Here is a 26412-nt window from a genome sequence, read left to right on the forward strand (position 1 = left end):
TTTTATTGAGTTAATTGACTTATTATGTGGAATGTGTCGCAGGCTACAAGGGCTGCGGTTTCGGTGCGCAGTCGATTGTCGCCGAGTGTTACCGGACAGTATCCGGCATCGATGGCCGCCTTTATCTCTTCGGGAGCGAAATCGCCCTCGGGGCCAATGAGTATGACCACGCTCTCGCTTTGGGGATTGTATTCCTTGGCAAGTGACAGGCGGGGTATTGTGGGATCGCAATAGGCTACAAAGCGTTGTGTCGCGTTCAGTTCTGAAATTACTTTGTCGATGGGAGTCATAGGCCATATTTCAGGCAAGGTGGCTTTCAACGACTGTTTCATTGCTGAAACGGCGATGCGTTCAAGTCGTTCGATTTTGATCTCCTTGCGTTCGGAATGACGACATTTGACGGGGATTATTCGGTTTACGCCTATTTCAGTGAGTTTTTCGACTACCCATTCCATGCGGTCGATGTTTTTAGTGGGGGCGATGGCTACTGTTATGTGACATCGCCACACCGGAAGCACCGGGAAGCGCTCGATAATCTCGACCGATGCGTGACGGGGCTTGTCGTCAAGAAGGCGGCAAGTGTAACGCATTCCCTTTCCGTCAATCACCTCAATAGTGTCGCCTATGCGTGTGCGCAACACTTTGATGCAGTGCTGTGCCTCGCTCTCGGGCAAGGTAAGGGTTTCGTTTATGTCGGGAGCATAGAATTGAATCATTGTATCACTCTCTTACGTGCTTGTATTTGAACAATATCTTGAAAAGAATAGCCACGACAAGCGAATAGCCTGCGAATATGAGCCAAGGCGTACTCCAGTCGCCGAGCATGTAGCTGTGTCCGTCGACTTCCTGCCATGAGCAGTAGCGGTTTACGATGCCGCCTGCTATCAATGTACCTATCGAGGCTCCCACGCCGTTGGTCATCAGCATGAACAGGCCCTGTGCCGAAGCCTTGATGTTGTCGTGCGTTTCCTGCTCGACGAAGAGCGCGCCTGACACATTGAAGAAGTCAAATGCCACACCGTAGACAATCATTGACAGGATGAACATCCACAATCCTGATCCGGGATTGCCTATGCCGAAGAAGCCGAATCGCAGGACCCAGGCAATCATGGCTATCAGCATGACATTCTTGATGCCGTAACGCTTCAGGAAGAATGGTATCATGAGTATGCACAACGCCTCGGAAATCTGCGATAGCGATGTTAGCAATGTCGCATTGTTGGCTCCGAAAGTGTTGGCATATTCGGCAATACCCTTGAAGCTTGTAATGAATGTCGTCGCAAATCCGTTGGTAATCTGAAGTGCTACACCAAGGAGCATGGAGAAGAAGAAGAAAACGAACATGCGCTGGTCCTTGAAAAGCTTGAAAGCGTCAAGACCAAGTATCGACATGATGCCCTTGTTCTTGTCATTCTTTCCACCCACAGGAACGTTGGGCAGGAAGAAGCTGTAGGCTGCAAGCAACAGTCCCGTGATTCCGCTCACGAGCAATTGCATATCGGTGTATTGAAATCGGAAATCGGCAAACGGATTCTCGTCGGAAATAGTGAATCCGAAATGTCCGTCGTGATAGTAGGCGCAATTTACAAACCACATCGCAACGATGAATCCCACTGTGCCGAGAACCCTTATGGGCGGGAAATCCTTAACCGTGTCACCGCCTTTGCTCTTGAGTATCGAAAACGACACACTGTTGGAAAGTGCGATGGTGGGCATATAGAACGCCACGCTCAATGTGTATAAGGTGAAGAAAGGTGTAAATTCAAGGGTGGGGTGGCTCTGACCGTAATTCCATGCGAGAATCATGAATACGGCGGCGAGAAAGTGGCATATACCGAGCAGCTTTTGTCCCGGAATCCAACGGTCGGCAATCACGCCAATGACAGCCGGCATGAATATCGACACGAATCCCACCACAGAATAGAACCATGCGATGTCGCTTCCAAGTCCTGCCGGTCCGAGGTATTGTCCGAGGCACACGAGATAGCTTCCCCATACTGCAAATTGCAGGAAGCTTAATATTGACAGCCTTATCTTAGTCGAGTTCATAATAGATGTTTTTATGGTTATGTGGTTTTATGATAGATATCAATCGTTGCCTCGCTTGCGTTTCAATATTTCGCTCACTTTTGCCGCCTCCTCGTAATTTTCCTCTCTTATAAGTCGGTCGAGGGTGCGTTCAAGCTCTTCTATTGAGTAGTTTTCGATTTTGGGCTCATCATTGGTCTGCGCTCCGCTATTCTGCCGTGCTTCGGCCGATGCTTCATCGTCGGTGATGTCATGCTCCTCCATAATGAATCCCGTTTCATCGATAATCTCACGTGTCGTGTATATGGGTGCTTTGGAACGCATCGCTATTCCGATTGCGTCGGATGTGCGTGAATCGAGTACTATCTGCCTTTCTCCGTCGGAGAATGTCAGCTCCGAAGAGAATATGCCGTCTTCAAATTTGTATATGAACACCTCCTTGAGCTTGACCCCGAATGCATGGGCGAAACTCACGAAAAGGTCGTGGGTCATGGGGCGTGGAGGTATGATGTTCTCCATTCTGATTGCAATGGATTGGGCTTCAGTCGCACCTATCACTACCGGTATTCGATACGGACCGTCGATTTGGGCGAGTATGAGCGCATAGGCTCCTGTCTGTATCTGACTGTAAGATATTCCCAGTACTTTCAGTTGTATGCGGTTGTCGTTGTCCATTATTTCACAATATTACGTTTTGTCCGGTTATTATTCCACTGCCGTAGCAGAGGTGGCCTTTTGCATCGTATATTACGGCAAACTGTCCCGGGGCTATTCCCTGAACACGGTTCTGCGATTCGATTACATATTCCCTGTCGTTCAACCGTGTCAATGTGCCGGGCTGGAACTCGGGAGCGTGACGGTTCTTGAACGTTATAGGTGTCTTGTTGCACTCTTCGCCCCAAGGATTACCTGAGATGAAGTGCATTTCGTCGAGATGCAAGGTGTTGCCATATTGCTTCTCGGTGTCGTAGCCGTTGCTTACATAGATTACATTGTCATGAACGTTCTTCTTGACAACATACCATGGGCCGCCGCTAAGTCCGAGTCCTTTGCGTTGGCCTATTGTGTGAAACCAGAATCCGTTGTGTTCGCCTATTTTTCGTCCGGTTTCAAGTTCGATGATTGCCCCCTTCTTTATTCCGAGGTGGCGTTTTATAAAATCGTTGTAGTTTATCTTGCCGAGGAAACATATTCCCTGGCTGTCCTTGCGGAATGCATTCGGCATTCGGGCGGCAATGGCTGTTTCCCTGACAGCTGCCTTGGGCATGTTGCCCAACGGGAACATCAGATGACACAGCTGCTCGTAGCTTATGCGGGCGAGGAAGTCGGTCTGGTCCTTTACGGGATCGACTGCCGTTGCAAGATAGGTGGTGTTGCCGATGATATCGGTCGATGCATAGTGTCCTGTGGCCGTCTTGTCGAATTCATGTCCCCAACGCTGTTCAAAATAGCCGAATTTTATCATCTTGTTACACATGATGTCGGGGTTGGGAGTCAATCCCTGTCGCACGGTGTTCAATGCGTATTCCATGACATTGTCCCAATATTCCTGATGCAGTGACACTACATCAAACGGGCATCCGTATTTGCGGGCGATCAGAGTACACATTTCAATGTCCTCTTCGGCCGAACAGTCACCTTCGTCGGTGTCAAGGCCGATGCGGATGTAAAAAAGATGCAGGTCATGACCCTCTTCTTTCAGCTTGTGTACGACTACCGCGCTGTCAACTCCTCCTGAGATTAAAACGGCTATGTTCATTAACAGTATTAAAAATGGTAATGGGGTTAATTGCTATACTTCGTCCAACTCTTCAGATTCGTCCTTGCCATGTTGTGAAATAAGGAAGATGGAAATGAAGTAGTCGAGCGATATCTTGCCGGGCCCGGCCAACAGGAGGAAGAGAAATATGCCTATGAACATTATTGGCAGGTAGCCCGGTTGTGTACTCGATATTGAATAGGTGAATACATCCGACAACAGGTCGTGAAGCAGGTAATATTCCGCGATTATCATTGATATGACAGGCGGTATCACCGCAAGACGGGTTAGGAAACCCACCATGATGAAGAGCGAACACACAAGCTCAATCGTTATCATGACGATGAGCGAGGTTTCGCTGCTCCAGCCCAGAACCGAGGGAAACGTATAGCGCAACGTTGAGAATGTCATGAGATGGCGTATGCCAAACTGCAAGAACATTATTCCTACAAACAGCCTCATAAACAGTCGGGCCAGATTGCTGTAGGTGTATCCTGTGCAACGTATGAACAGGCTTTCGATATGGTGGGTCAGTTTTCGCATTACTCTTTAGTTGTAGTGTTTTGTTGCAGGTTCAAGTTCTCACATATTCTCAACAATTGGTCTACCGACATATTGCGTAGAACAACCTTGTGTTCGTTGTCGAGTAGATATATGTTGGGCATATTGCGAAGGTCGATATATTTTGCCGCATCGGGAGCACTTCCCACTTCCCACTCATAGGGGTAGTCGGCAACCTCTTCCTTCCATTTGGGAGTGGCTTCGCCTACATTTATCACTACTATTTTCAGCTTTCCGCTCTTTACGAGATTGGTGACGGCGACATCGGTTTCAAGTCGCAACATGATTATGGAGCAGTCGGCGCAACTTTCATCGACAAATATCATAGCGATGAATTCACCGTTTTGGTTGTAAAGGTCGTGAGTGGCTCCGTGTCGGGTGGTATAGGACAGCTGATTTACATTTGCGCCTACCTGCGAAGAGTTGAGCATCTTCACTTTTTCCATATAAGGAGCCTTATCGGCATTGCTTATCTTTTTATTGGCAAGTACCGAACGTGCAAACATGATGAACACTTCGTCGCTCCAGAACGGGGCTTCGGGACCGAAGAGATTGCGGTCGGCCTGCTCGGCTATCTGAAGTATTGCCTTGGGGTTGTCCTTGAATCGGTTGAGCAGTGCGTTGGCCGATTTGCGGATGCTGTCGGTGTAGGCATAGGGTACAAATGAGATGTAGTCGCGGAACGCCCTGTTGAATTTTGCCGTGTCAGGCATCACCTTCTTGAAGTCGCAGTTGTCCCAAAACTTCATTATAACGTAACTTGTGCGGTCCTCGAGGGTTGACAATGTGTCAGGCGCCTGAGGATAGGCAAATGGCGTTTCAATCTGTTGTGCATTCATGGCAAGTGACATGGTCATTGCCGTGATTAACGAAAGTATGATTTTTTTCATTTTATGGCTGTTGGCATAATTTTTGATTAACAAAGATAATGAAAGCTCTCGTGAGTACAAAATTAAGAGTAGCTTAAAATTTTTTTGTGATGTTAAAATATATGGTTTTTAACCTAACTTTATGGTTGCATATATTGTTTATTTATTGGTATTAAAATATTAACACTAACATATTATGAATTTCAACAACTTTACTATTAAGTCGCAAGAAGCCATTCAGAAGGCTGTTGAGATAGCCAAAGGTTCAGGCAATCAGGCCATAGAACCGGTGCATTTGCTTAAAGGGCTTATGACTGAAGGCGATTCGTTGATGCAGTTCATCTTTCAGAAGGTAGGCGCCAACATGGGAGTTGTGATGTCGCAGGTCGACCGTGGCATCGCTTCCGAGCCGAAAGTTTCGGGCGGCGAGCCTTACCTCAGCCGTACATCCAACGATGTGCTGCAGAAAGCTCTTGACATTGCCAAGAAACAGGGCGACCAATACGTGACGCTTGAGGCGATATTGCTTGCAATATTCTCGATCAAGAGTCAGGCATCGCAGATTCTTAAGGATGCGGGCCTTACCGAGCATGAGCTTGCCGCCGCCATCGAGGAGTTGCGCAAGGGCAAGAAGGCTAACGATCAAAGCGCCGAGGACACTTATAACGCTCTCAGCAAATATGCCGTTAACCTTAATGAACGTGCTCGCTCGGGAAAGCTTGACCCGGTTATTGGCCGTGACGATGAAATACGCCGCGTGCTGCAGATTCTTAGCCGACGCACCAAGAACAACCCGATGCTTATCGGTGAACCCGGTACCGGTAAAACCGCTATTGCCGAAGGTCTTGCCCACCGTATAGTGCGTGGCGATGTCCCCGAGAATCTGAAAAACAAGCAGATTTTCTCGCTTGACATGGGTGCGCTTGTTGCAGGTGCCAAGTATAAGGGTGAGTTTGAGGAACGATTGAAGGCTATAGTCAATGAAGTGACTCAGAGCGATGGCGACATCATTCTGTTTATCGATGAGATTCACACATTGGTTGGTGCCGGAAAGGGTGAAGGCGCGATGGATGCCGCTAACATATTAAAACCTGCACTTGCACGTGGTGAATTGCGAAGCATCGGTGCCACTACGCTTGACGAGTATCAGAAATATTTTGAAAAGGACAAGGCTCTTGAACGCCGATTCCAAAAAGTAATGGTCAACGAGCCCGATGAGATGAGTGCTATATCGATTCTTCGTGGATTGAAGGAGCGTTATGAAAATCACCATCAGGTGCGCATCCGCGATGAGGCGATTATAGCCGCCGTTCAGCTTTCGGAGCGTTACATAACCGACCGTTTCCTCCCCGACAAGGCTATCGACCTTATCGACGAGGCTGCGTCGAAGTTGCGACTTGAACGCGACTCGGTGCCTCAGGCTCTTGACGAGATTACGCGTAAGATTGCCCAGCTTGAGATTGAGCGTGAGGCAATTAAGCGTGAAGGCGATAAAGTAAAGATAAAGGATATCGAGAAGGAGCTTGCCGACCTGCGTGATGTCGAGAAGGATTTCAAGGCTAAATGGCAGTCGCAGAAGGAGCTCATAAATCGCATCCAGCAGAATAAAATCGACATGGAGCAACTCAAGTTTGAGGCCGACAAGGCTGAACGTGAGGGCGATTATGCAAAGGTTGCCGAAATCCGTTACTCCAAGATTCAGGAGAAGGAGAAGGAAAACGAGCGCATTCAGCTTGAGTTGAATGAGATGTCGGGCGAAAAGTCGTTGATTAAGGAGGAGGTTGACTCCGACGATATTGCCGATGTCGTTTCGCGCTGGACCGGAATTCCTGTAAGCAAGATGGTGCAGAGTGAGAAGGAGAAATTGCTGCATCTTGAAGAGGAACTGCACAAGCGTGTCGTAGGACAGGAAGAGGCCATTGCCGCCATTGCCGATGCCGTGCGTCGCAGTCGTGCCGGACTTAACGACCCCCGTCGTCCTATCGGATCATTCATATTCCTTGGTACCACCGGTGTGGGAAAGACGGAGCTTGCAAAGGCACTTGCCGAATATCTGTTTGATGACGAGAACATGATGACCCGTATCGACATGAGTGAGTATCAGGAGAAGCACACTGTGTCGCGACTCGTTGGAGCGCCTCCGGGATACGTTGGATATGATGAAGGCGGACAACTCACTGAGGCAGTGCGTCGCAAACCATACTCAGTCGTGCTGTTTGACGAGATAGAGAAGGCTCATCCCGATGTGTTCAACATCCTGTTGCAGGTTCTTGACGACGGTCGATTGACCGATAACAAGGGTCGTCTTGTCAATTTCAAGAATACGATAATCATCATGACCTCCAATATGGGTTCGCAGGTTATTCGTGAGAACTTTGCCGATATCAACGATGACAACAGGCAGGAGGTTATTGAGAAGACCAAGGTTGAGGTTCTCGACATGCTTAAGCAGACAATTCGTCCTGAATTCCTTAACCGTATCGATGAGATAATCATGTTCACGCCTCTTAACGAGCGTGAGATTGAGGAGATTGTCGGTATTCAGGTGAGTGGCATCAGAAAGATGCTTGCCAAGAATGGCGTTCAGCTTGAAGTGACTCCCGAAGCATTGTCGTTCCTTGCCAAGGAGGGATATAATCCTGAATTCGGTGCCCGTCCTGTGAAGCGAGTGCTTCAGCGCATGGTGCTCAACCGTCTTTCAAAGGACATACTTGCTCAGAAGGTCGACCGCGAGCATCCTATAATTATCGATTACAAGGATGACGATCTCGTGTTCCGCAATTGATTAAAATAAATCAGTGATATGAAAATGCCGGCACGGTCTTGAAAAGATTGCGCCGGCATTTTATGTTTACAGGCTAATCTTTTAATGTTTTGAAATAAGGATTGATTGTTTAAACATAATTATATCTGGATTGTTCTAAGTATATGAAATTCACTATTTAATGCTAACTATTATGAAAAAATTGTTTTATTTGTTGTTCGCTTTGCCGTTGTTGCTGATATCTTGTGACGACGACAACAAGCTTCCCGACATTCAGATGAATGTGGAAATTTCAGGGGCAACCAAGTCTGACGGGGTTTTGTATATTGTGCAGGGAGAAACACTAACAATCGACAAGATCACTGTTTCGTCAACATCAGCCACTAAAGGCATAGCGCTTGGCGGAGCCACATACTACTGGGACTACTATCCTGTAGCCACTACTAACACCGTACCTTATACGATGTCTATCGAAACCGGTAATGCACCTGTCGGTAATCACCTTCTTCAGATTGAGTGCCCGGTATTTGCCGTTGACTACAGCGCAGCTGTAGCTGTATTGACTTATAAAGTTAAGATTGTTGAGTCGGCCGATGAGATTCCTTCGCCTGATGCACCAGCACCCGAAACTCCTGAGGTAAAGGCTCAATAAGAACTGATTGCTACTTAATTAGACTATAATGTCACAGAGGGTCGGCATAATGATTGCCGGCCCTTTGTGTTATATGGGGAGTTGCGACTTTATTTCGTCGAGTTTCCCGGCCCTTTGTGTTATATGGGAAGTTGCGACTTTATTTCGTCGAGCTTCACAAGTTTGCTTACTATTGCGTAGATGGTAAGGCCCGCCGGAGAGTGAATCTGCAATTTTGAAGCAATATTGCGGCGGTGGGTCATGACTGTATTTACCGATACATTCATCTCGGTGGCAATCTCCTTGTTTGACAACCCTTTGACGATGCCAGTCACGACATCCTTTTCACGTTGGCTGAGAACCTTTTGTCCTTCATCGCTTTCATCCTCAAGAAGTTGCGACAGGGTGGCCGTTATCGTGTCGATTGAGTCGTAAATCGATATGGTCTTGTCGTAGACTCGGGCTGTGCCTATGGGGAGGGCCGTGGTGTAGACGGCTATGATGAACATTCTCGATGGTGATGTCGATTTAAGCTCCTTGACTTTTTGTGCGTCTATCGTCAGCGGATCGACTATCAGAATCAAAGGCATCAGTTTACCGAGCTGCTCATCAATCCTTTCCGGATCGATCTCCTTTGCGGTTACATGTATGTCACGCAGCTTGGCGAGAATTGCGGCAAGTCCGGTCGTGACTATGACCGATGATGATGCTATGGCTATGTCAACGTGCTTCATCGCGGTTGTGCTGTTGTTGCAGTTCAATCATTGTCACCAACGGTATGAGTATGTGGTTCTCAATGTCCTTGTGAGTGTCCAAATCCTCCTCGGCGTTGTATATGTCGACAAGCACATCATACATTCGGTTAGGCATCGAAGTGGTGTAGAAGCGGAGTATGATGTTTTTCAGCTCGCTTAGCTTTTCACCCACTTCGTCGTGGTTACGTTGAAATGTGTGTATGCTGTAGTTTGATTTTTCCCCTGCCATTAGAGCCTTTATGTGGGGGAAAACCTTGGTTTCTTCATATTTGAAGTGCTTCTTCACCTCTTCGATATAACTGTCAAAGAATGAAATAATGGCAGGGTTTATGTCATTATGACACTCGTCGAGAGCGTTGAGCAGATTCTGCCTGATGTGCGGGAACTTGTAGCCGAGGAAATAGTCGTGACTGTTGTGCAGAAAATCGACAATTGCAGTGGGCGACACCTTTTCAAGTCGCTCCGAGTCAATTTTGCCGGTCATTATGAAGTTGATTATGAATAGAAAGACATCGGTGTCGATGTCGTTTTCACGGCACACTTCGTCAATGTGCTTGCTTTGGAACCCGAGCGGAATTCCGAATCGGCTTAGGATGGGCAGGATGTTGTAATCTTCCTTGACAAGGTCTATAACACTGTCTTTTCCTGTAAATTGTCTTACGAGTTTCATAACGGCTCAAAGTTAGCAATAAATCATGACCGCAGCAAATTTTATTAAGAAAGATTCTAAATAACGGTGAAGGCCGGGAATGTCGTAAAAATGAATTATCTTTGCTTTAGCAATTTATATTTAACAGTCATGGTCGAAGATAAGTTAAGTGAACTTTATTGCAGTTATTCGGGGCATCGTCCCGACTCGGTAGTGCTGCTTCCCGGTGCCGGATCCAATAGGCGTTACTATCGTCTTGGCCCTGATCCGTCGCTTATAGGAGTGGCCGGAACTTCGAGGGATGAGAATGAGGCGTTCATATATCTGAGCAAACACTTTTCGGAAAAAGGATTGCCGGTGCCGCGTGTATATGGTCACAGCGACGACATGATGATCTACATTCAGGATGACCTGGGCTCATCCTCGTTGTTTGATTTCATCGCCCCGGGACGGTTAAACGGAGAGTGGAATGACGGGATTGTGTCGCTTCTTGAGAGAACCGTAAGGGTTCTTCCCGATTTTCAGTGGAAGGGTGCCGAGGGACTCGACTTCAGCCGATGCTATCCTGTAGACTCAATGAACAAGCGGGCTGTAATGTGGGACTTGAATTATTTGAAGTACTATTTTCTAAAAACCTCGGGAGTAGAGTTTGACGAGGACAAGCTTGAGGACGATTTCGACCGATTGGCATCCTATATAGTTTCACTTGATACCGGCACGTTCATGTATCGTGACTTTCAGTCGCGCAACGTGATGACTCTTGACGGTCAACCATGGTTTATTGACTTTCAGGGAGGCCGACGGGGGCCGTATCATTACGACATAGTGTCGTTCCTTTGGCAGGCCAAGGCCAATTTCCCCGATTGGCTTCGCGAGCGACTGCTTGATGTCTATATTGAATCGGCGTCGCGTTACATCGCGATTGACAGGCGTCGTTTTGATGAAGAGTTGCGTTACGTGAGGTTGCTGAGGATTCTTCAGGTGCTGGGCGCTTACGGATTCCGTGGGCGTATAGAGCGCAAGCCTCATTTCCTGCAGAGCATTCCCAAGGCTCTTGAAAACTTGCGTGAGCTGTTGACCGAGCCGCTTGATGAATATGCTTATCTTAACAGCGTGCTTAACGAGCTGGTAAAGGAGGAAGCGTCAGATGAGGCTTGCGATGGATTGACAGTGAAGGTGGCGAGCTTCGGATTTCGCAAGCATGGCATTCCTGAGGATAATTCGGGTAATGGAGGCGGATTTGTGTTTGATTGCCGAGCCATCCACAACCCCGGCCGTTACGATGATTACAAGTCGTTGACAGGTCTTGACCGAGAGGTGATTGAGTTCCTTGAACGGGAGGACGACATGCACCGCTTCCTGGAGCATGCTTTTGCACTTGTCGATGCATCGGTTGAGCGTTACATCAAACGTGGCTTTCAACATCTGATGGTGAGCTTCGGATGCACCGGCGGCCAACACCGTTCGGTCTACAGCGCCGAGCGCATGGTCCGTCATCTTCATGAGAAGTATAATGTCAGGGTTGTGGTCGACCATGTAGAGCAGAATATGCATAAAGTGATAAATCCGAAACAGATTAATCGATGAAAGCTATGATATTTGCGGCGGGGCTTGGAACACGCCTGCGTCCGATCACCGATAATAAGCCCAAAGCTCTTGTAGAGGTTGGGGGAGTGCCCATGTTGCGTCGTGTAATTGAGAATTTGAAGCGTTACGGAATTGATGAGATTGTAGTCAATGTGCATCATTTTCCCGATCAGATAAAAGAGTATCTTTCAGTTAACGATAACTTTGGTGTCAAGTTGCACATAAGCGATGAAAGCGACATGCTGTTGGATACCGGAGGCGGCATATTGAAAGCTCGTGAGTGGCTTGACGGCGATGAACCTTTTCTTGTACATAACGCCGACATATTGACCGATGTCGACCTGGGAGAGATGATTCAGCGTCATCGCGAATCGGATGCTGATGCAACGCTCCTTGTCGCACAACGCACGACATCAAGATATTTGTTGATGGACAATGTTATGAGGATGCATGGATGGACCAATGTTAAAACCGGCGAGGTGAAGCCCGCCGGAATCGATATAGCCGATTACAGGGCCTATGCATTCGGAGGGATACACATTGTGTCGCCGTTGCTGTTTGACGACTTGGAGCGATACGGGCGCAAAGCCGATGTTTTTTCAATAATGCCTTTCTACATCGAAGCTTGTGACACAAAAAAAATAGCAGGTTATGAACCTGCTATTGACCATAATTGGTTTGATATAGGCAAGCCTGGAACATTAAAGGCGGCTTGCGAATGGGTCAAAGATTCTCTTTAAGATATTTGGCCACTTTATCGGGAGTGGGGTTCACGGCAACAATTATGCCGTTGGCATCGATGAGATATGTGCCTCCGGCCGCATTGGAGATGCGATACTTTGTCCATATCTGATTCTTGTCGTTGAGCTCGACGAGATTGATCCACGGGTAACCGTCCTTCGCGATAGCCTTTTCCATATCCTCGGTGTTATTCTCCTCGCGGGCTACTCCCACAACAGTGAAACCTTTGTCCTTATAAGCTTCATATAGTGGAATTATTTGCTTTGAGTTTACGCGACAAGGACCGCACCATGAAGCCCAAAGGTCAAGCAATGTGACTTTGCCTTTGGCAAGCGAGGAGAGTGTCATCTCTTTTCCGTTAAGGTCGGGTGCCGAGAAGTCGATGAAATGCGTTCCGGGGTTAATGCTTCCGGCCGATGCGATTGTAGCCAGTTCCAATGAATAGGGATGTTCGGGTTCCCATCCGGCATAGCACTCATTGTAGGCCTCGACTATATCGTCAATTTTGTTTCCGCTATATATCGCGAGGCTCTTCAATATGCTTAGTCCGGGAATCGACTTATGTGTTTTGGCATAGTCGATCTTCCATTTGCGAATATTGTCACTGATGGCAAATGCTTGGTCATTGATTGCATTGCCTTCGGGGGTGTACTGTTTCTTGATGTTTTCCAATGAATCACGTTTATGATATAACGCATTACGCATCTCAGGCGTTGTGTCATCCCGCGACAGTTGATTCATAAGCTCCATGTATTCGTCGGTGAACAATTTATTCTCATTGAATAATGAATCCATCAGAGCGTTTGTAGAGTCAAAGGCATTGGCGAAAAGAGTGTGGCGCTTATTATTATAATCATTCAGGATTTCGTTCATTTCGCCTCCCTTTATATCTATTTTAGGCTGTTCGCCATCATGGGTGACAGCTATGTCGATATCGTTGTTCTCGGCAATGAAATCGAGGCTGTGAAAAGCGGATTGACGGTATTCATTACCATCGATAAGATTATATGTTTCAGGCCAATCGCAATACAGGTCATAGTGGAATTTGCCGTTGTTGACGGGAATTACTACAAACATTGATATCGGCATTTCTCCTTCTTTCTTCAATATGAAGTTTGAGCAGTTGGCGTCGTCGGTTGTGCCGGATATGTGGCAGTGTATTTTGCTCTTGATCGGATTTTGGCCCAATTGAATTCCCGATATTTTGAATCCGTTTTCACTGCCCTCGGCAAAATTTATTATTGAATCATTGGCTTCAAGAGGTGCAAATTTCAAGACCAATGGAACGGAACCGGATTCAGGCATATAACATTCTTCGCCGAGTGTATATCCATAGGACGCCAATACCGGATATTCCCGACCCGATTGTTGTCCGATTATCTTAGTGCCTTTATCAAGCGCCACCCAGTAATTGGGTCGGCTATAGAAGCTTCCGTTTATTATAGTAGCCGTGTCGCTCAATAATATCGAATTTATATTGAATGACATTGTATTCTTTTCGGAATATCGCGGCTGATCAATCAATTTCGTTTCAGCAGATGCATTTGCTGTTAATGACGCCAAGGCCAGTGAAATCAATAATGTTTTCATTTGTGATGATATTAATGATTGGGATTATATTATTGTAGACGCATACTCAGGCATAATGTTACAGAGATTTTTACATGCGAGGGATTTTTAACAACATTTAACTCTATTATCTTACGACCACTTTGTTGCTTGTGCCGTCGACAATTACAATGTATATTGTTGCCGGAAGCCCCGATGTGCCATGAATGCGTTGTCCCGAGATGTTGAATATGTCAAGCTCCCGGTAATCGCCTTCGATGATTATTTCTCCTATTCCGCCATAGACATTGATTTGCGGCGTTACATCATCGATTATATCTTCAATGTCGGTCATGCCCGCTGTTCCGTATACGGCGTATGCTCCGGCGGGTAGCGTAACGCTTTTGCCCGACAGTGACGGTTCTACACCATAGCTTGCGCTGAGCAGATGATATTGAGCCGCATCCTTGGTAAAGGGTACCTCGATGGCCTTGCTTCCCGAGATGTTGGGGTTCACTATGCAGTAGAGCTCATCGGTGCCGTTGGATAGTTTTATGGTTCGTCCGTTGGCCCAATTACTTTCGTCGCATGACATGACTGTGGTTACGCCTTCTTTAAACATCTGCGGGTTGCCGTTGCGTATTGCACACAGTTCGCTGTAGGATTGCTTCAATCCGGCACGGTCGGGGTCGTTGAGATAGTTCCACACCACTTTCTTGGGTGATGTGTTGTTAGAGCCGTCGCCGTTCTTGGTGGTTTCATCGGCTCCGAACTCCTGGAACTGCCATATCATGTGTGCTCCTGGCGACATCAGCATCATTGCCGCCACCGAGCCGAGTCTTCGCATTGTCATGGCGACATTGCCTTTTATGCCGGTGTTGCCCCATTGTGCGCACTTGTAGGCCATGCGCTCTTCGTCATGGCTTTCGGAATAGGATACGGTTGAGCCCCAGATGCGGTTATCGTCGAGCGGAGCGTAGAATCGGTTGAGATTGGAACCGCTTTGCCATCCCATTGCAAATTGACATGAGGCATTGTTGATATTGGCCCAGTTGGTTTCCTTGTCCTCAGCCATTTCATTCTCCTCCTTAGCTCCTGCGAGATCCTCGTTGATGAAGTAGGCGTCGGGCTTTACTGTTCGCATTGCATCGTGAAGCTCCTTCATGCGTGCTACTCGGCTGGCGTTGTAGGCATTGGTCTTATCTTCAGTTACGCCCGACCATGTGTTGGTCGACTGATTGTAGGTGGCGTTGTAGCTTTGGTTGGAGCCAAGACCCTTCACGAGGTCAAATCGGAATCCGTCGACATTATAGCTGGTGAGCCAGTAGATGAGCGCATCCTTGAATTGCTGCTGCACAAGCTGATTGTCCTGGTTCCAGTCGTTGAGAACACTGTAGGAGTGGGGTGCAGTTCCGTTGTAGAACGGATTGCGGTCTATGTCATACATGCGGTACCAAGGGTGAAGTCCGTCACTTTGATTGAACACGACATCGAGAATCACCGCCATGCCACGTTCATGTATGGCGTCCACGAGTTTTCGATAGTCATCGGGTGTCCCGTAGGCTTTGTCAGGAGCGAAATAGAAATTAGGGTTATATCCCCAGGAGTTGTTGCCGTTGAACTCCATTACGGGCAGAAGTTCTATGGCATTCACGCCAAGCTCCTTAAGATAATCGAGCTTTTCCATGACTCCGGCTATCGTGCCGTTGCCGAGCGATTGACCTTCCGAGCCGTTGAAGTCGCGAATAAGAAGCTCGTATATGACCAATGCGCTTTGGTCGACGCCTTTGAAATTCTTTATCTTCCATTCATAGTCGTTTATTGACGAATTGTAGACGGCAAGAGGCACATCGTTAACTTTGTCCGATGGATAGGGCGGCATGTCGGGAAATACGGTAGGGGAGATGTAACGGTCGTTCCACGGGTCGAGGACAAGATTGGCATACGGGTCGCCCACCTTGTATTGTCCGTCGACAAGATAGTAGTAGGGATAATCGGTGTCGGCGGCGAGTCCGCTTACGGTAGCCCAGAAGTAGCGATTACCGTTATAGTCCTGATAGTGCATCGGTAAGGAAGTGGCTATGTCGTAGTCGTTCCACGAGCCAACGATCAATACATTGGATTTGTCAGGTGCTGCAAGACAGAATGTCACGCTGCCGTCAGAGTTGGCTTTTGCTCCCATTTGCGGTATGCCGCCTGGATAATCGGTTTGAGTAGATTGACCGAGATAGGTTATCGTGGAGGTCTGCGTTGCGGTCTTTGTGCCTGAAGTTGCGCGGGCGATTATATTATATGTGCCCGGAGTGTTTATTGCAATCGTTTTAGTCAGTGCCGTAGTGCTTTTTGCCGACGCTACGGGCGTGGATGTCATTGAATTCAGGTATATGTCGATGTCGGCCGACGATGTAGTAGTTGCCGTGAATGTTATGTCACGTGCCTGTGTTATGTATTCACTTTCGGCCGATGATGTAAGTGTAAGCTCAAATTCATTGTCTTGAACCACATTTACAAATATGTCACCGCCGTCGGCCGTTTTTCCTTCTTTTGAGCCGTTGGCGTTACGGAACACAAATGCGAGTTTCTCTACCTCAACGGCATCGGTTATTCCGTAATACTCGTTGATTCCCGGTATTGTCAGCTGCCATGTGTTGGCCGACACATAGGATAGCTTGTATTTGGCGCTATTGTCAAGCCATTGTGGAGCGTATTCCCATTTTGTAGAGCCTTTTCTTATAATTCCGGTGTGGGCATATACAGGCGTTGACGAAGTGAGTCCCATCAGGCCTTTGTTGCCTTGATCGGCATGAAATGTGATTACAATCGGATTGCTTGAACGTTGCACGATTGCCGGCGAAGTGGTTATGAGCTGAGCGTTTGCAGCATGGCAGGGCAATAATATTATTGCCAGAAGCAGATAGTAGAGATGTTTCATTCAAAAAAATCGCTATAAGAAAATAATTTACAAAATTGCACATATTTTTTGACTTGTCAAGACCAATGCGATGTGTTATTGAGCATATAAGGCATGAAAAAAGGAGGCAACCATAGGCGCCTCCTTTATATTTATCAAGTTTGTGTCGTTGTTACAGAAGATTTATCGAGCGTTTTATGAATTCGCTCAAGTCATGACCCTTCAGAAGTCCGTTGCCGAGCAGGGCAAGGTCGATAAGCTGCTTTACTATCGGTTGAGTTGCCGCATATTGGCCTATCATTTCGGTTTCCTCTTTGCGCAGTTTGTCGGCTTCGCCTTCAAGTTCCGAAACCTTCTTGTTGTCATCGTCGCTTAATTTGCCATCCTTTGCAGCTTCACGTATTGTCGTGATTTCGGCATTTGTCTTGTCGATTGACGAGGTTATCGGGCTAATCTTTTCGGCGATTGATTTGTCGGCATCGTCACGAATCTGCTTGATGAGCTTATGCTCGGTGTTGACAATCAGGTTGTAGCTGTCGGGGAGTTCGCTGTAGAAACTCATTCCGGGCTGCATTGCCGCCATGTCCTTCATGCGTCGCATATACTCGTTCTGAGTGATGACGAGCGGAGCAGCGTCGGCTGAAAGCGATTCAAATGAAACGAGGAATTCAGCCTTGTCGACAGCGGGAATCTGTGAACGGAATACATTTGTAAGGATGTTGCGTTGTGCGGCTGTCAAGTCATCGGCCTTCTTATCTTCCTTGCGGATAAGATTGTCGATTACATCAGAGTCGACACGCACAAAGTGTGACTTCTCAAGCTTCTGCTCAAGCAATCCTATGAAGTGACTGTCGAGCTGTCCGTCCATTAGCAATACATCGTAGCCCTTGTCGGTTGCTGCAGTGATGTAGTTGTACTGAGCCGTCTTGTCGGTGGCATAAAGGTAGATGATGTTACCCTCCTTGTCGGTCTGGTTGGCCTCGATGAGAGTCTTGTATTCGTCAAGGGTGTAGTATTTGTCGTCGGTGTCCTTGACGAGGACAAATTTCATAGCGGCATCGCGGAACTTTTCATCAGTCAGCATGCCATACTCGATGAATACCTTTATATCGTCCCACTTGCTTTCGTATTCTTCACGATTGTTCTTGAATATCTCCTCAAGGCGTTGAGCGACTTTCTTGGTGATGTAGGATGATATCTTCTTCACCGCAGTGTCACTTTGCAGATAAGAACGTGAAACGTTCAGCGGTATGTCGGGAGAGTCGATCACACCCTGCATCAGCATCATGAATTCAGGAACTACGCCTTCAACCGAGTCGGTCACAAACACCTGATTGCAATAGAGCTGGATGCGGTTGCGCGAGATGTCGATGTTGTTCTTGATTTTCGGGAAGTAGAGTATTCCAGTCAAAGTGAAGGGGTAGTCTACATTCAGGTGAATCCAGAACAGAGGATCGTCCTGACCGGGATAGAGCTCGCGATAGAAGTTGCGGTAGTCATCGTCGGTAAGGTCGGCCGGTTTTTTAGTCCATGCGGGTTCGGTGTTGTTGATGACTTTGTCGCGGTCGGTGTCGACATATTTTCCGTCCTTCCACTCCTGTTCCTTTCCTGAAATTACGGGCACGGGCAGGAATCGGCAGTACTTCTTCAACAGAGTGTCGATGCGTGATTGCTCAAGGAACTCCTTGTTTTCGTCGTCGATATAAAGCACGATGTCGGTACCGCGCTCCTTCTTCTCAATCGGCTCCATTGAGTATTCGGGAGAACCGTCGCATACCCAGCTTACGGCTTCGGCACCTTCCTTATAGGAGAGTGTGCGTATTTCCACCTTCTTGGCCACCATGAAAGCCGAATAGAATCCGAGTCCGAAGTGTCCGATTATATTTTCGGCCTTGTCCTTGTACTTGGCAAGGAACTCCTCGGCTCCCGAGAATGCTATCTGGTTTATATATTTTTCGATGTCGTCGGCTGTCATGCCTATACCGTGGTCGCTTACGGTCAGTGTTCCGGCTTCCTTGTCGACAGTCACTTTTACATTCATATCGCCAAGCTCGCCTTTGAATTCACCGAATGACGACAGTGTTTTCAGCTTGTTGGTGGCATCGATGGCGTTGCTCACGAGTTCGCGGAGGAATATCTCATGGTCGCTATAGAGAAACTTTTTGATTACGGGGAAAATATTTTCGGTAGTTACCCCGATTTTACCTTTCTGAGTACTCATATATAATTATGATTTAAAACAATTCTATTACAATAACACATTACAAATAAAATGCCACTTTTATAATGTGACATTTTATCATATAAATTGTTAAGTGATGTGACATTTTTGCACTGTCACTATGACCGGTTTATCATTGCTGTGGTGAAATTGAGTGTTTAAATTCATAACGGCGACTGTTAACGATGCATTGAAGCTATTGTAAATCGGTTTTTATGTTTATCTTTGTACGGAAAAATGTAAACAAAGCTCAAAAATATCTTATGAAAATTTATTCAGCCATAGTGCTTGCTGTCGGTATCGTGTTCGGGGGAGCTGTCAATGCCCAGACGAATGCGAATAAAATGATGATTGATGCGAATAAAAATCTTGACGCCAAGGAGTATGTAACGGCACGTTATAGATATGTCCAGGCCTGCAATGCCTACCTGACATCCAATAATATGCCCGGGGCTGTGAAGGCGGCAGTGAATGCCAGCGCGTTGTATCACCGTGAAAATTATTACAAGGAGGCGTTTGAACTGCTCGGACGAGTGGAGATGTCGCTTAACAAGCTTGAACAGGACAATGGTCGGCCGATGCCTGCCGAACATTATGACTTGAACAAGGAGCGGTTTAAAATGTACATGAAGCTTAAGAATTCGGCCCGTGCACGTGAGCAGCTCGATAAGATGGAGGGCAACCTTAAGGGACTTTCCAACGACTCTCTTATGACCGACCTCATGTCGGAGCAGGCCGGATACTACTATACATTCGGACAGAATGACCGAGGTGACGCTGCAATGAAGAAACTGATAGCACGCTATCAGGGTCAGAAGGATTATGACAAGATTGCCGAGTGCTACCGAAATCTGATTGGCACGGCATTGAAGTCGGGCAACTCGCGGCTTGTGGCACGAAGCTACGACAATTACATGCTGTGGACCGATTCGGTCAATAAGATCAAGTCAAATGAAGAGCTTGCCGAATTACAGGCAAAATATAACAGCGCACTTGAAGAGATAGATGAGAAGGAGAGTGCCATAATTTCGCGCAAGGCCGTTATCGTGACATTGTGCATAGCGCTCGCCATTCTTGCCGCAGCACTTGTTTTCGGTGCCATAATCCTGTTGCGTTACATTGCGCTTACCCGCAAGCAGAAGAAAGCTATAATTGTGGCAAATGAACATAACGAGCTGAAGACCCGATTCATAAGCAATATATCGGCACAAATGGAGCCTACACTCGACACTCTTGATCAGAAGCAGCCCGGTGTCAAGGCTCTACATGAATTCTCGGAACACATTCAGGAGTTGTCGTCGCTTGAATCATCACTTGGCGAGGCCTACGAATTGCAGGATGTCAATATATTGAATTTCTGTGAGGAGATAATGGATGGAATTCGTGACCGCATTAAGCCCGGTGTAACACTTAGCGTCAATGCTCCTAAGATGAATATCAAGATCGCTCTGGAGCCGCTGACCCATGTGTTGAATCACCTGCTTAACAATGCCGCTCTTTACACTCCCGAGGGAGGCAAGATATCGCTTGAATTTAAAAAGCGCGGTGCTCACACCCATCAGTTCATCGTAACCGACAACGGTGCCGGAATTCCCGAGGAGATACGCCAGCAGATTTTCCGCCCGTTCAGCGAAGTGCGCAATCTCACCGAAGGCGATGGACTGGGTCTGCCCATCTGCTCGTTGATGGCAATAAAGATGAACGGCAAGTTATCGCTTGACGATTCGTTTAACCATGGCGCAAGATTTGTGCTTGAACTCCATTCATGATGAAGGCCGGTGAAGCGGGGCGATTCCTGCAGTGGAGTCTTGTGGTGCTATTCTGCACACTGACTCTAATGACAATGGGGCTCACGGAGCTTGTCCCGCTCTCCGATTGGATGATAAGAGCCCTCGGCATAGTTGCTTTAGTGGCATTGCCGGCAACAGCTTACGGATTTGTGAGGGTATATAAAGAAAAACGCGATTCTCGATGACGGGAATCGCGCTTTTTATGCAGGATTGTAATGTACTATTCGTTTGTCGAGTCAGATGACGACGGTTCTTCGGTGCGAATTTCGGTTACAATCTTGTCATTGTCTTTGTCGTAAGTGACATAGATGAGATTGCCCGGATTGACCGATGCGTTGATTATCATCTCGGCAAGTTCGTCTTCAAGATATTTCTGGATGGCACGCTTCAGCGGACGAGCTCCAAACTGAGTGTCGTAACCTTTTGAGGCGATGAAATTCTTGGCCTCCTCGGTAATCATCAATCGGTAACCCAACGATTCGACACGCTTATAGAATCCGGCGAGTTCGATGTCGATAATCTTGAATATCGCCTCCTTGTCGAGCGCGTCAAACATCACAATGTCATCGACTCGGTTCAGGAATTCAGGCGAGAAGGCTTTGTTCAGGGCTTTCTGTATTATGCCGTGTGAAAACTCCTTGTCGACTTCGCGGGTTGTGAATCCTACGCCCGAACCGAAATCCTTCAACTGTCGGCTTCCGATGTTGGAGGTCATGATGATTATTGTGTTCTTGAAGTCGACACGGCGGCCGAGGCTGTCGGTAAGACGACCTTCGTCAAGAACCTGCAACAAAAGATTGAACACATCGGGGTGTGCCTTCTCGATCTCATCCAGCAGGACGACAGAGTAGGGGTGTGTGCGAACCTTCTCGGTGAGTTGTCCGCCCTCCTCGTATCCAACGTATCCCGGAGGTGCTCCCACGAGTCGTGACACAGTGAATTTCTCCATGTATTCGCTCATGTCGACGCGAATCAGCGTGTCGGCTGAATCAAACAGATATTCGGCCAACTTCTTGGCAAGGTGGGTCTTTCCGACTCCGGTGGGGCCAAGGAACATGAACGTGCCTATGGGCTTGTTGGGGTCCTTGAGGCCTACGCGGTTTCGCTGTATCGCTTTTACAATCTTGTCTATAGCGGCATCCTGACCGATGATTGCTCCTTTCAGTTTCGGACCCATTTCACGTAATCTTATGCCTTCAGCCTGAGCTATGCGCTGCACCGGTACACCGGTCATCATGGCCACAACTTCGGCCACACGCTCCTCATCGACAGTTTCGCGCTGAGAGTTCATCTGGGCTTCCCATTTACGCTTGGCTTCATCAAGCTCAAGCTTTAGGCGATGCTCCTTGTCGCGGAATGATGCTGCATTCTCGAAGTTCTGTGACTGTGCGGCCTTAAGTTTGTTGGCATTGGCCTCGGCAATCTGCTCTTCAAGACGCTCTATCTCCTTGGGCACAACGATGTTGGTGACATGCACGCGTGAACCGGCCTCGTCAAGCGCGTCGATGGCCTTGTCGGGGAAATTTCGATCGCTCACATAGCGGTCGGTTAACTTTACACATGCCTCGATTGCATCGGGTGTGTAATTGACATTGTGATGCTCCTCATATTTATCCTTAATGTTGTTGAGGATGGTCAATGTTTCTTCGGGCGAAGTTGGTTCAACCATCACCTTCTGGAAACGACGCTCAAGAGCACCGTCCTTTTCTATGTTTTTGCGATATTCGTCAATTGTCGTCGCACCTATGCACTGGATTTCTCCTCGGGCGAGGGCGGGTTTCAGCAAATTGGCGGCATCCATCGAGCCCGATGCGTTGCCAGCACCCACTATAGTGTGCAGCTCGTCGATGAACAGGATTATGTCCTTGTTCTTTGAAAGCTCGTTGAGTATCGCCTTTATGCGCTCCTCAAATTGTCCGCGGTATTTCGTGCCTGCTACGATTGACGCCATGTCAAGTGATATCACACGTTTGTCAAACAGGATGCGTGACACTTTACGCTGCACGATGCGCAGAGCGAGTCCTTCGACGATGGCTGATTTACCCACACCGGGTTCGCCTATAAGCACGGGGTTATTTTTCTTGCGGCGGCTGAGAATCTGGGCGAGGCGTTCAATCTCCACCTCTCGTCCGATTACCGGATCAAGACGGCCCTCTTCGGCGGCGCGTGTCATGTCATTGCCAAATTTGTCAAGGACAGGGGTGTCATTTCCACGCTTTGGTGCTGATGACGGGCGCTGCGGAGCCTCGGGGCGGTCGCTGCTGAAGGGCTCTTCCTCGTCATCGTCGTCATCATCGGTGAACGATGCTCCCATCTGAGGCGCATCGGCCACATTGGCGAGAAGACGGTAGAGAGCCTCATAGGTTACGCCCGCGTCGCGGAACATACCCATGATTTCAAGATTCTGAACTTCACTGTTGTGAAATATGGCGAGAAGCAAGTGCTCCGAATCGACTATGTTGCTTTTCAGCATTCGAGCTTCAAGTACGCTCAATTTGATTATGCGGTTGGCCAAGTCGCTGACTGTGAGCATCTCGGTGCTGCCCGGTTGCTCGTAAAGGCTGTTGTCGAGAGCATCGCGCAGCTGATACATCATGTCGGCGCTCAACAGCTTCTGGAGCGTCTGGAATGCGTGGCTTTCATTCTTGGACATGATTGCAAGCAAGAGATGCTCGGCCTTTATCATTGAGCAGTTGTGGCGTGTAGCTTCAATGCGACTTTGGTCAAGCACGTACTTTAATTCATTAGAAAAATTAGTGTCCATGTAATAAATCAGTATATTTTCATTAAAGTTACTACAATAATTGTGCCAAAAACGACTACTTCAGGCAAATTATAGCACTTCAACATAATTTAAACAATCACTGAATTAAAATTACTCATTTTCTCGTAAAAAATATTTATCTTTGTATAAAATTTAACGTATATACCCTTAACGGGCGTAAAGCGATTCTATTCGTTGTGGCTCGGGTATTATGCATATTATTAATAAGACTTTTATATGCTGGACGAAGACAGAATTCTGAAAATTGATATCGAAAGTGAAATGAAGTCGGCCTACATTGACTATTCAATGTCGGTGATTGTGTCACGTGCGCTGCCCGATGTCAGGGACGGCTTGAAGCCGGTACAGCGTCGTGTGCTATATGGGATGAACGAGATGGGTAATACATCGGATCATCCTCATAAGAAGTCGGCCAACTGTGTAGGTGAGGTTATGGGTAAATATCACCCTCACGGTGACTCATCAATCTACGGTACGGTTGTGCGAATGGCTCAGGATTGGGCTATGCGTTATCGATTGGTCGACGGTCACGGAAACTTCGGCTCCATCGACGGTGACGGAGCGGCCGCAATGCGTTACACCGAGGTTAGGCTCGAGCGCATAGGCGAAGAGATGTTGAGTGACATAAATTCGGAAACGGTAGATTTTCAGCCAAACTATGACAATTCACGACTTGAGCCTACAGTGCTTCCTACACGTATCCCCAACTTGCTCGTAAACGGAACATCGGGTATTGCCGTAGGTATGGCTACCAATATGCCGCCTCACAATCTTACCGAGTCATTGAATGCGGCAGTGGCATTGATTGACGACCCCGAGCTTTCAATTGAGGGACTGATGCACTACATCAAGGCTCCCGATTTCCCCACCGGCGGTACGATATACGGATACAACGGTGTCAAGGAGGCTTTTGAAACGGGTCGTGGACGAATCGTGATTCGCGCAAAGGCTGAAATTGAGTCGGAGGCCAATCACGAGGACATTATCATAACCGAGCTTCCTTATAATGTAAACCGCGCCGAACTTATTGAGTATATAGCCAATCTTGTCAATGAAAAGAAGATTGACGGCATTGCCGATATAAACGATGAGAGCGACTATAAGGGAATGCGCATTGTGATTCGCCTGAAGAGCGATGCCAACTCAAACGTTGTCCTTAATAAGCTTTATAAGATGACGGCTTTGCAGTCATCGTTCAGCGTCAACAATGTGGCAATTGTTAACGGTCGCCCCAAGACATTGAATCTTAAGCAAATTCTTGAGGCGTTCATTGCCCATCGTCACGATGTGGTAATCCGTCGCACAAAATTTGAACTCCGAAAAGCCGAAGAGCGCGCTCATATATTAAAGGGCCTTATTATCGCATCGCAGAATATCGATGAGGTGATAAGCATAATCAAGGCTTCGGCCAATCAGGATGCGGCTCGACAGGCTCTTGCCGAACGATTTGACCTTTCGGAACCCCAGACTGCTGCAATCGTCGCCATGCGACTTGGCCAGTTGAGCGGACTGGAGCAGGATAAGCTTCATGCCGCCTATGATGAAATCATTGCCCGCATCGCTGAATTGAACCTTATATTGAGCGATGACCACGTGTGTCGTGAACTTATAAAGAAGGAGCTCATAGAGATACGTGACAAATACGGTGACAAGCGTCGTACCGATATTGACTACATGGCAGGTGACTTCAATGCCGAGGATTTCTATGCCGATGACGACATGATAATCACCATATCGCACATGGGTTACATAAAGCGAACCGCATTGAGTGAATTCCGCGCACAGAACCGTGGCGGTGTGGGTTCACGAGGCAGCGATACACGTGACGAGGATTTCATTGAGCACATATATCCTGCTTCGATGCACAATTATCTGCTGTTCTTCACGCAGAAGGGACGCTGTTACTGGCTTAAAGTTTACGACCTGCCCGAAGGTGCAAAGAACGCCAAGGGTCGTGCCATACAGAATTTGCTCAACATCGAGCCTGATGATGCTGTAAATGCTGTAATCCGAATCAAGAAGCTCGACGATAAGGACTACGTGACATCGCACAACCTCGTGTTTGCGACAAAGCGCGGTATAATCAAGAAGACAAGTCTTGAGGCTTACTCCCGTCCGCGTGCCAATGGCGTGAATGCAATCATAATCCGTGAAGGCGACCAGCTGATCGGCGTTGAATTGACCAATGGAAATTCGGAAGTGCTTCTTGCCAACAGAAACGGCCGTGCGATCCGATTCCCGGAAAATAAGGTGCGTGAGATGGGCCGTATGTCGACCGGTGTAAGAGGAATGACCCTTGACGGTGATGACGATGAGGTTGTAGGCATGATTTGCATGAACGCTGACACCACTAATAACGTTATGGTAATATCGGAAAAGGGCTACGGCAAACGTTCGCCTCTTGAAGATTATCGCGTTACCAACCGAGGTGGAAAGGGTGTAAAGACTATCAACGTTACCGAAAAGACCGGTAAACTTGTAGCCATAGATGCTGTTAATGATGATAACGACCTTGTTATTATCAACAAATCGGGAATAACACTCCGCATCAAGGTTGCCGACATCAGAGTTCAGGGCCGTGCCACCCAGGGTGTAAGGCTCATAAATCTTGAGAAACGTAACGATGAGATAGCTTCGGTGTGCTGCGTTGACTCTGATCCTGAGGAGGAGATAAATGAAAACGTACTTGTCGACGAGTCGGAACAGACTCCGATTCCCGTCGATATCGAGGAGATAACCGATATCGATGAGCCGGTTGACGACGAGGACGAGTTCACTGAAGAACTTCCCGATGACGAACAATAAAAATGAAT

At 47.6% G+C, this 26412-nt stretch carries 19 protein-coding genes; 7 read left to right on the top strand and 12 right to left on the bottom strand.

The genetic code is table 11. The annotated features are described in order from the left end of the window. Positions 1-2: 2 nt before the first annotated feature. Genes E7746_RS04990 through E7746_RS05015 form a run of 6 tightly spaced genes read right to left on the bottom strand, consistent with a single transcriptional unit; the run spans position 3 to position 5238 of the window. Positions 3-716 (bottom strand): 16S rRNA (uracil(1498)-N(3))-methyltransferase, encoded by a 714-nt coding sequence (locus E7746_RS04990; protein WP_135946181.1) that lies wholly within the window; start codon positions 714-716, stop codon positions 3-5. 4 nt (positions 717-720) lie between these two features. Then, entirely contained in the window at positions 721-2049 is a 1329-nt protein-coding gene (locus tag E7746_RS04995) for an MFS transporter (protein WP_135946182.1), read from the bottom strand. Between the two features lie 39 nt (positions 2050-2088). Beyond that, a complete protein-coding gene (locus E7746_RS05000; protein ID WP_135946183.1) occupies positions 2089-2703 on the bottom strand; it encodes a bifunctional nuclease family protein in 615 nt (204 codons plus the stop codon). Positions 2704-2707: 4 nt separating this feature from the next. Beyond that, positions 2708-3787 carry a tRNA 2-thiouridine(34) synthase MnmA gene (gene mnmA, locus E7746_RS05005; RefSeq protein ID WP_135946184.1) on the bottom strand — a complete coding sequence of 360 codons (1080 nt, stop codon included), beginning with the start codon at positions 3785-3787 and terminating at the stop codon, positions 2708-2710. 33 nt (positions 3788-3820) lie between these two features. Continuing rightward, on the bottom strand, positions 3821-4330 hold the full coding sequence (locus E7746_RS05010; RefSeq protein ID WP_135946185.1) for a DoxX family protein: 510 nt from the start codon (positions 4328-4330) through the stop codon (positions 3821-3823). After that, complete coding sequence (locus tag E7746_RS05015; RefSeq protein WP_135946186.1) at positions 4330-5238, bottom strand: DUF5106 domain-containing protein; 909 nt, start codon at positions 5236-5238, stop codon at positions 4330-4332. Before E7746_RS05015 ends, E7746_RS05010 begins: the two co-directional genes overlap by 1 nt. A 175-nt stretch (positions 5239-5413) precedes the next feature. Here E7746_RS05015 and clpB point away from each other — a divergent pair, with 175 nt between their 5' ends. Continuing rightward, positions 5414-8002 carry an ATP-dependent chaperone ClpB gene (gene clpB, locus E7746_RS05020; protein ID WP_135946187.1) on the top strand — a complete coding sequence of 863 codons (2589 nt, stop codon included), beginning with the start codon at positions 5414-5416 and terminating at the stop codon, positions 8000-8002. A 172-nt stretch (positions 8003-8174) separates the two neighbouring features. Then, positions 8175-8633, top strand: coding sequence for a hypothetical protein (locus E7746_RS05025; RefSeq protein ID WP_135946188.1), 459 nt, complete (start codon positions 8175-8177; stop codon positions 8631-8633). A gap of 119 nt (positions 8634-8752) precedes the next feature. On the opposite strand, the gene E7746_RS05030 is transcribed toward E7746_RS05025, so the two are convergent. Next, positions 8753-9346 (bottom strand): helix-turn-helix transcriptional regulator, encoded by a 594-nt coding sequence (locus E7746_RS05030; protein ID WP_136410047.1) that lies wholly within the window; start codon positions 9344-9346, stop codon positions 8753-8755. Next, positions 9333-10037, bottom strand: coding sequence for a hemerythrin domain-containing protein (locus E7746_RS05035; protein WP_136410048.1), 705 nt, complete (start codon positions 10035-10037; stop codon positions 9333-9335). Before E7746_RS05035 ends, E7746_RS05030 begins: the two co-directional genes overlap by 14 nt. Before the next feature lie 129 nt (positions 10038-10166). On the opposite strand from E7746_RS05035, the gene E7746_RS05040 reads away from it, so the two are divergent. After that, positions 10167-11603 carry a RapZ C-terminal domain-containing protein gene (locus E7746_RS05040; protein WP_136410049.1) on the top strand — a complete coding sequence of 479 codons (1437 nt, stop codon included), beginning with the start codon at positions 10167-10169 and terminating at the stop codon, positions 11601-11603. Next, the gene (locus E7746_RS05045) at positions 11600-12343 is read left to right on the top strand and encodes a nucleotidyltransferase family protein (RefSeq protein ID WP_136410050.1); all 744 of its coding nucleotides are present in this window, start codon (positions 11600-11602) and stop codon (positions 12341-12343) included. The genes E7746_RS05040 and E7746_RS05045 overlap by 4 nt, the downstream gene beginning before the upstream one ends. Here E7746_RS05045 and E7746_RS05050 read toward each other — a convergent pair. From E7746_RS05050 to htpG, 3 genes are all read right to left on the bottom strand, one after another. Then, on the bottom strand, positions 12327-13832 hold the full coding sequence (locus tag E7746_RS05050; RefSeq protein ID WP_168184301.1) for a TlpA disulfide reductase family protein: 1506 nt from the start codon (positions 13830-13832) through the stop codon (positions 12327-12329). The two genes, E7746_RS05045 and E7746_RS05050, sit on opposite strands and share 17 nt — an antisense overlap. Positions 13833-14040: 208 nt before the next feature. Further along, entirely contained in the window at positions 14041-16824 is a 2784-nt protein-coding gene (locus tag E7746_RS05055) for an alpha-amylase family glycosyl hydrolase (protein ID WP_136410052.1), read from the bottom strand. A gap of 151 nt (positions 16825-16975) precedes the next feature. Continuing rightward, positions 16976-19024, bottom strand: a complete 2049-nt coding sequence (gene htpG / locus E7746_RS05060; protein WP_136410053.1) for a molecular chaperone HtpG — start codon at positions 19022-19024, stop codon at positions 16976-16978. 263 nt (positions 19025-19287) lie between these two features. On the opposite strand from htpG, the gene E7746_RS05065 reads away from it, so the two are divergent. Both E7746_RS05065 and E7746_RS05070 read left to right on the top strand, forming a co-directional pair. Then, positions 19288-20793 (top strand): sensor histidine kinase, encoded by a 1506-nt coding sequence (locus E7746_RS05065; RefSeq protein ID WP_136410054.1) that lies wholly within the window; start codon positions 19288-19290, stop codon positions 20791-20793. Continuing rightward, the gene (locus E7746_RS05070; RefSeq protein WP_136410055.1) at positions 20790-20999 is read left to right on the top strand and encodes a hypothetical protein; all 210 of its coding nucleotides are present in this window, start codon (positions 20790-20792) and stop codon (positions 20997-20999) included. The genes E7746_RS05065 and E7746_RS05070 overlap by 4 nt, the downstream gene beginning before the upstream one ends. Before the next feature lie 35 nt (positions 21000-21034). Here the strand turns inward: E7746_RS05070 and E7746_RS05075 are convergent, their stop codons facing one another. Beyond that, on the bottom strand, positions 21035-23578 hold the full coding sequence (locus E7746_RS05075; protein WP_136410056.1) for an ATP-dependent Clp protease ATP-binding subunit: 2544 nt from the start codon (positions 23576-23578) through the stop codon (positions 21035-21037). A 237-nt stretch (positions 23579-23815) separates the two neighbouring features. Between E7746_RS05075 and gyrA the strand changes: the two genes are divergently transcribed. Further along, positions 23816-26404: a DNA gyrase subunit A gene (gyrA, locus tag E7746_RS05080; RefSeq protein WP_136410057.1), complete on the top strand. Its 2589-nt coding sequence runs from the start codon at positions 23816-23818 to the stop codon at positions 26402-26404. Positions 26405-26412 lie beyond the last annotated feature (8 nt).

This window comes from Muribaculum gordoncarteri, from assembly GCF_004803695.1.
GTDB classification, from domain to species: Bacteria; Bacteroidota; Bacteroidia; order Bacteroidales; family Muribaculaceae; genus Muribaculum; species Muribaculum gordoncarteri.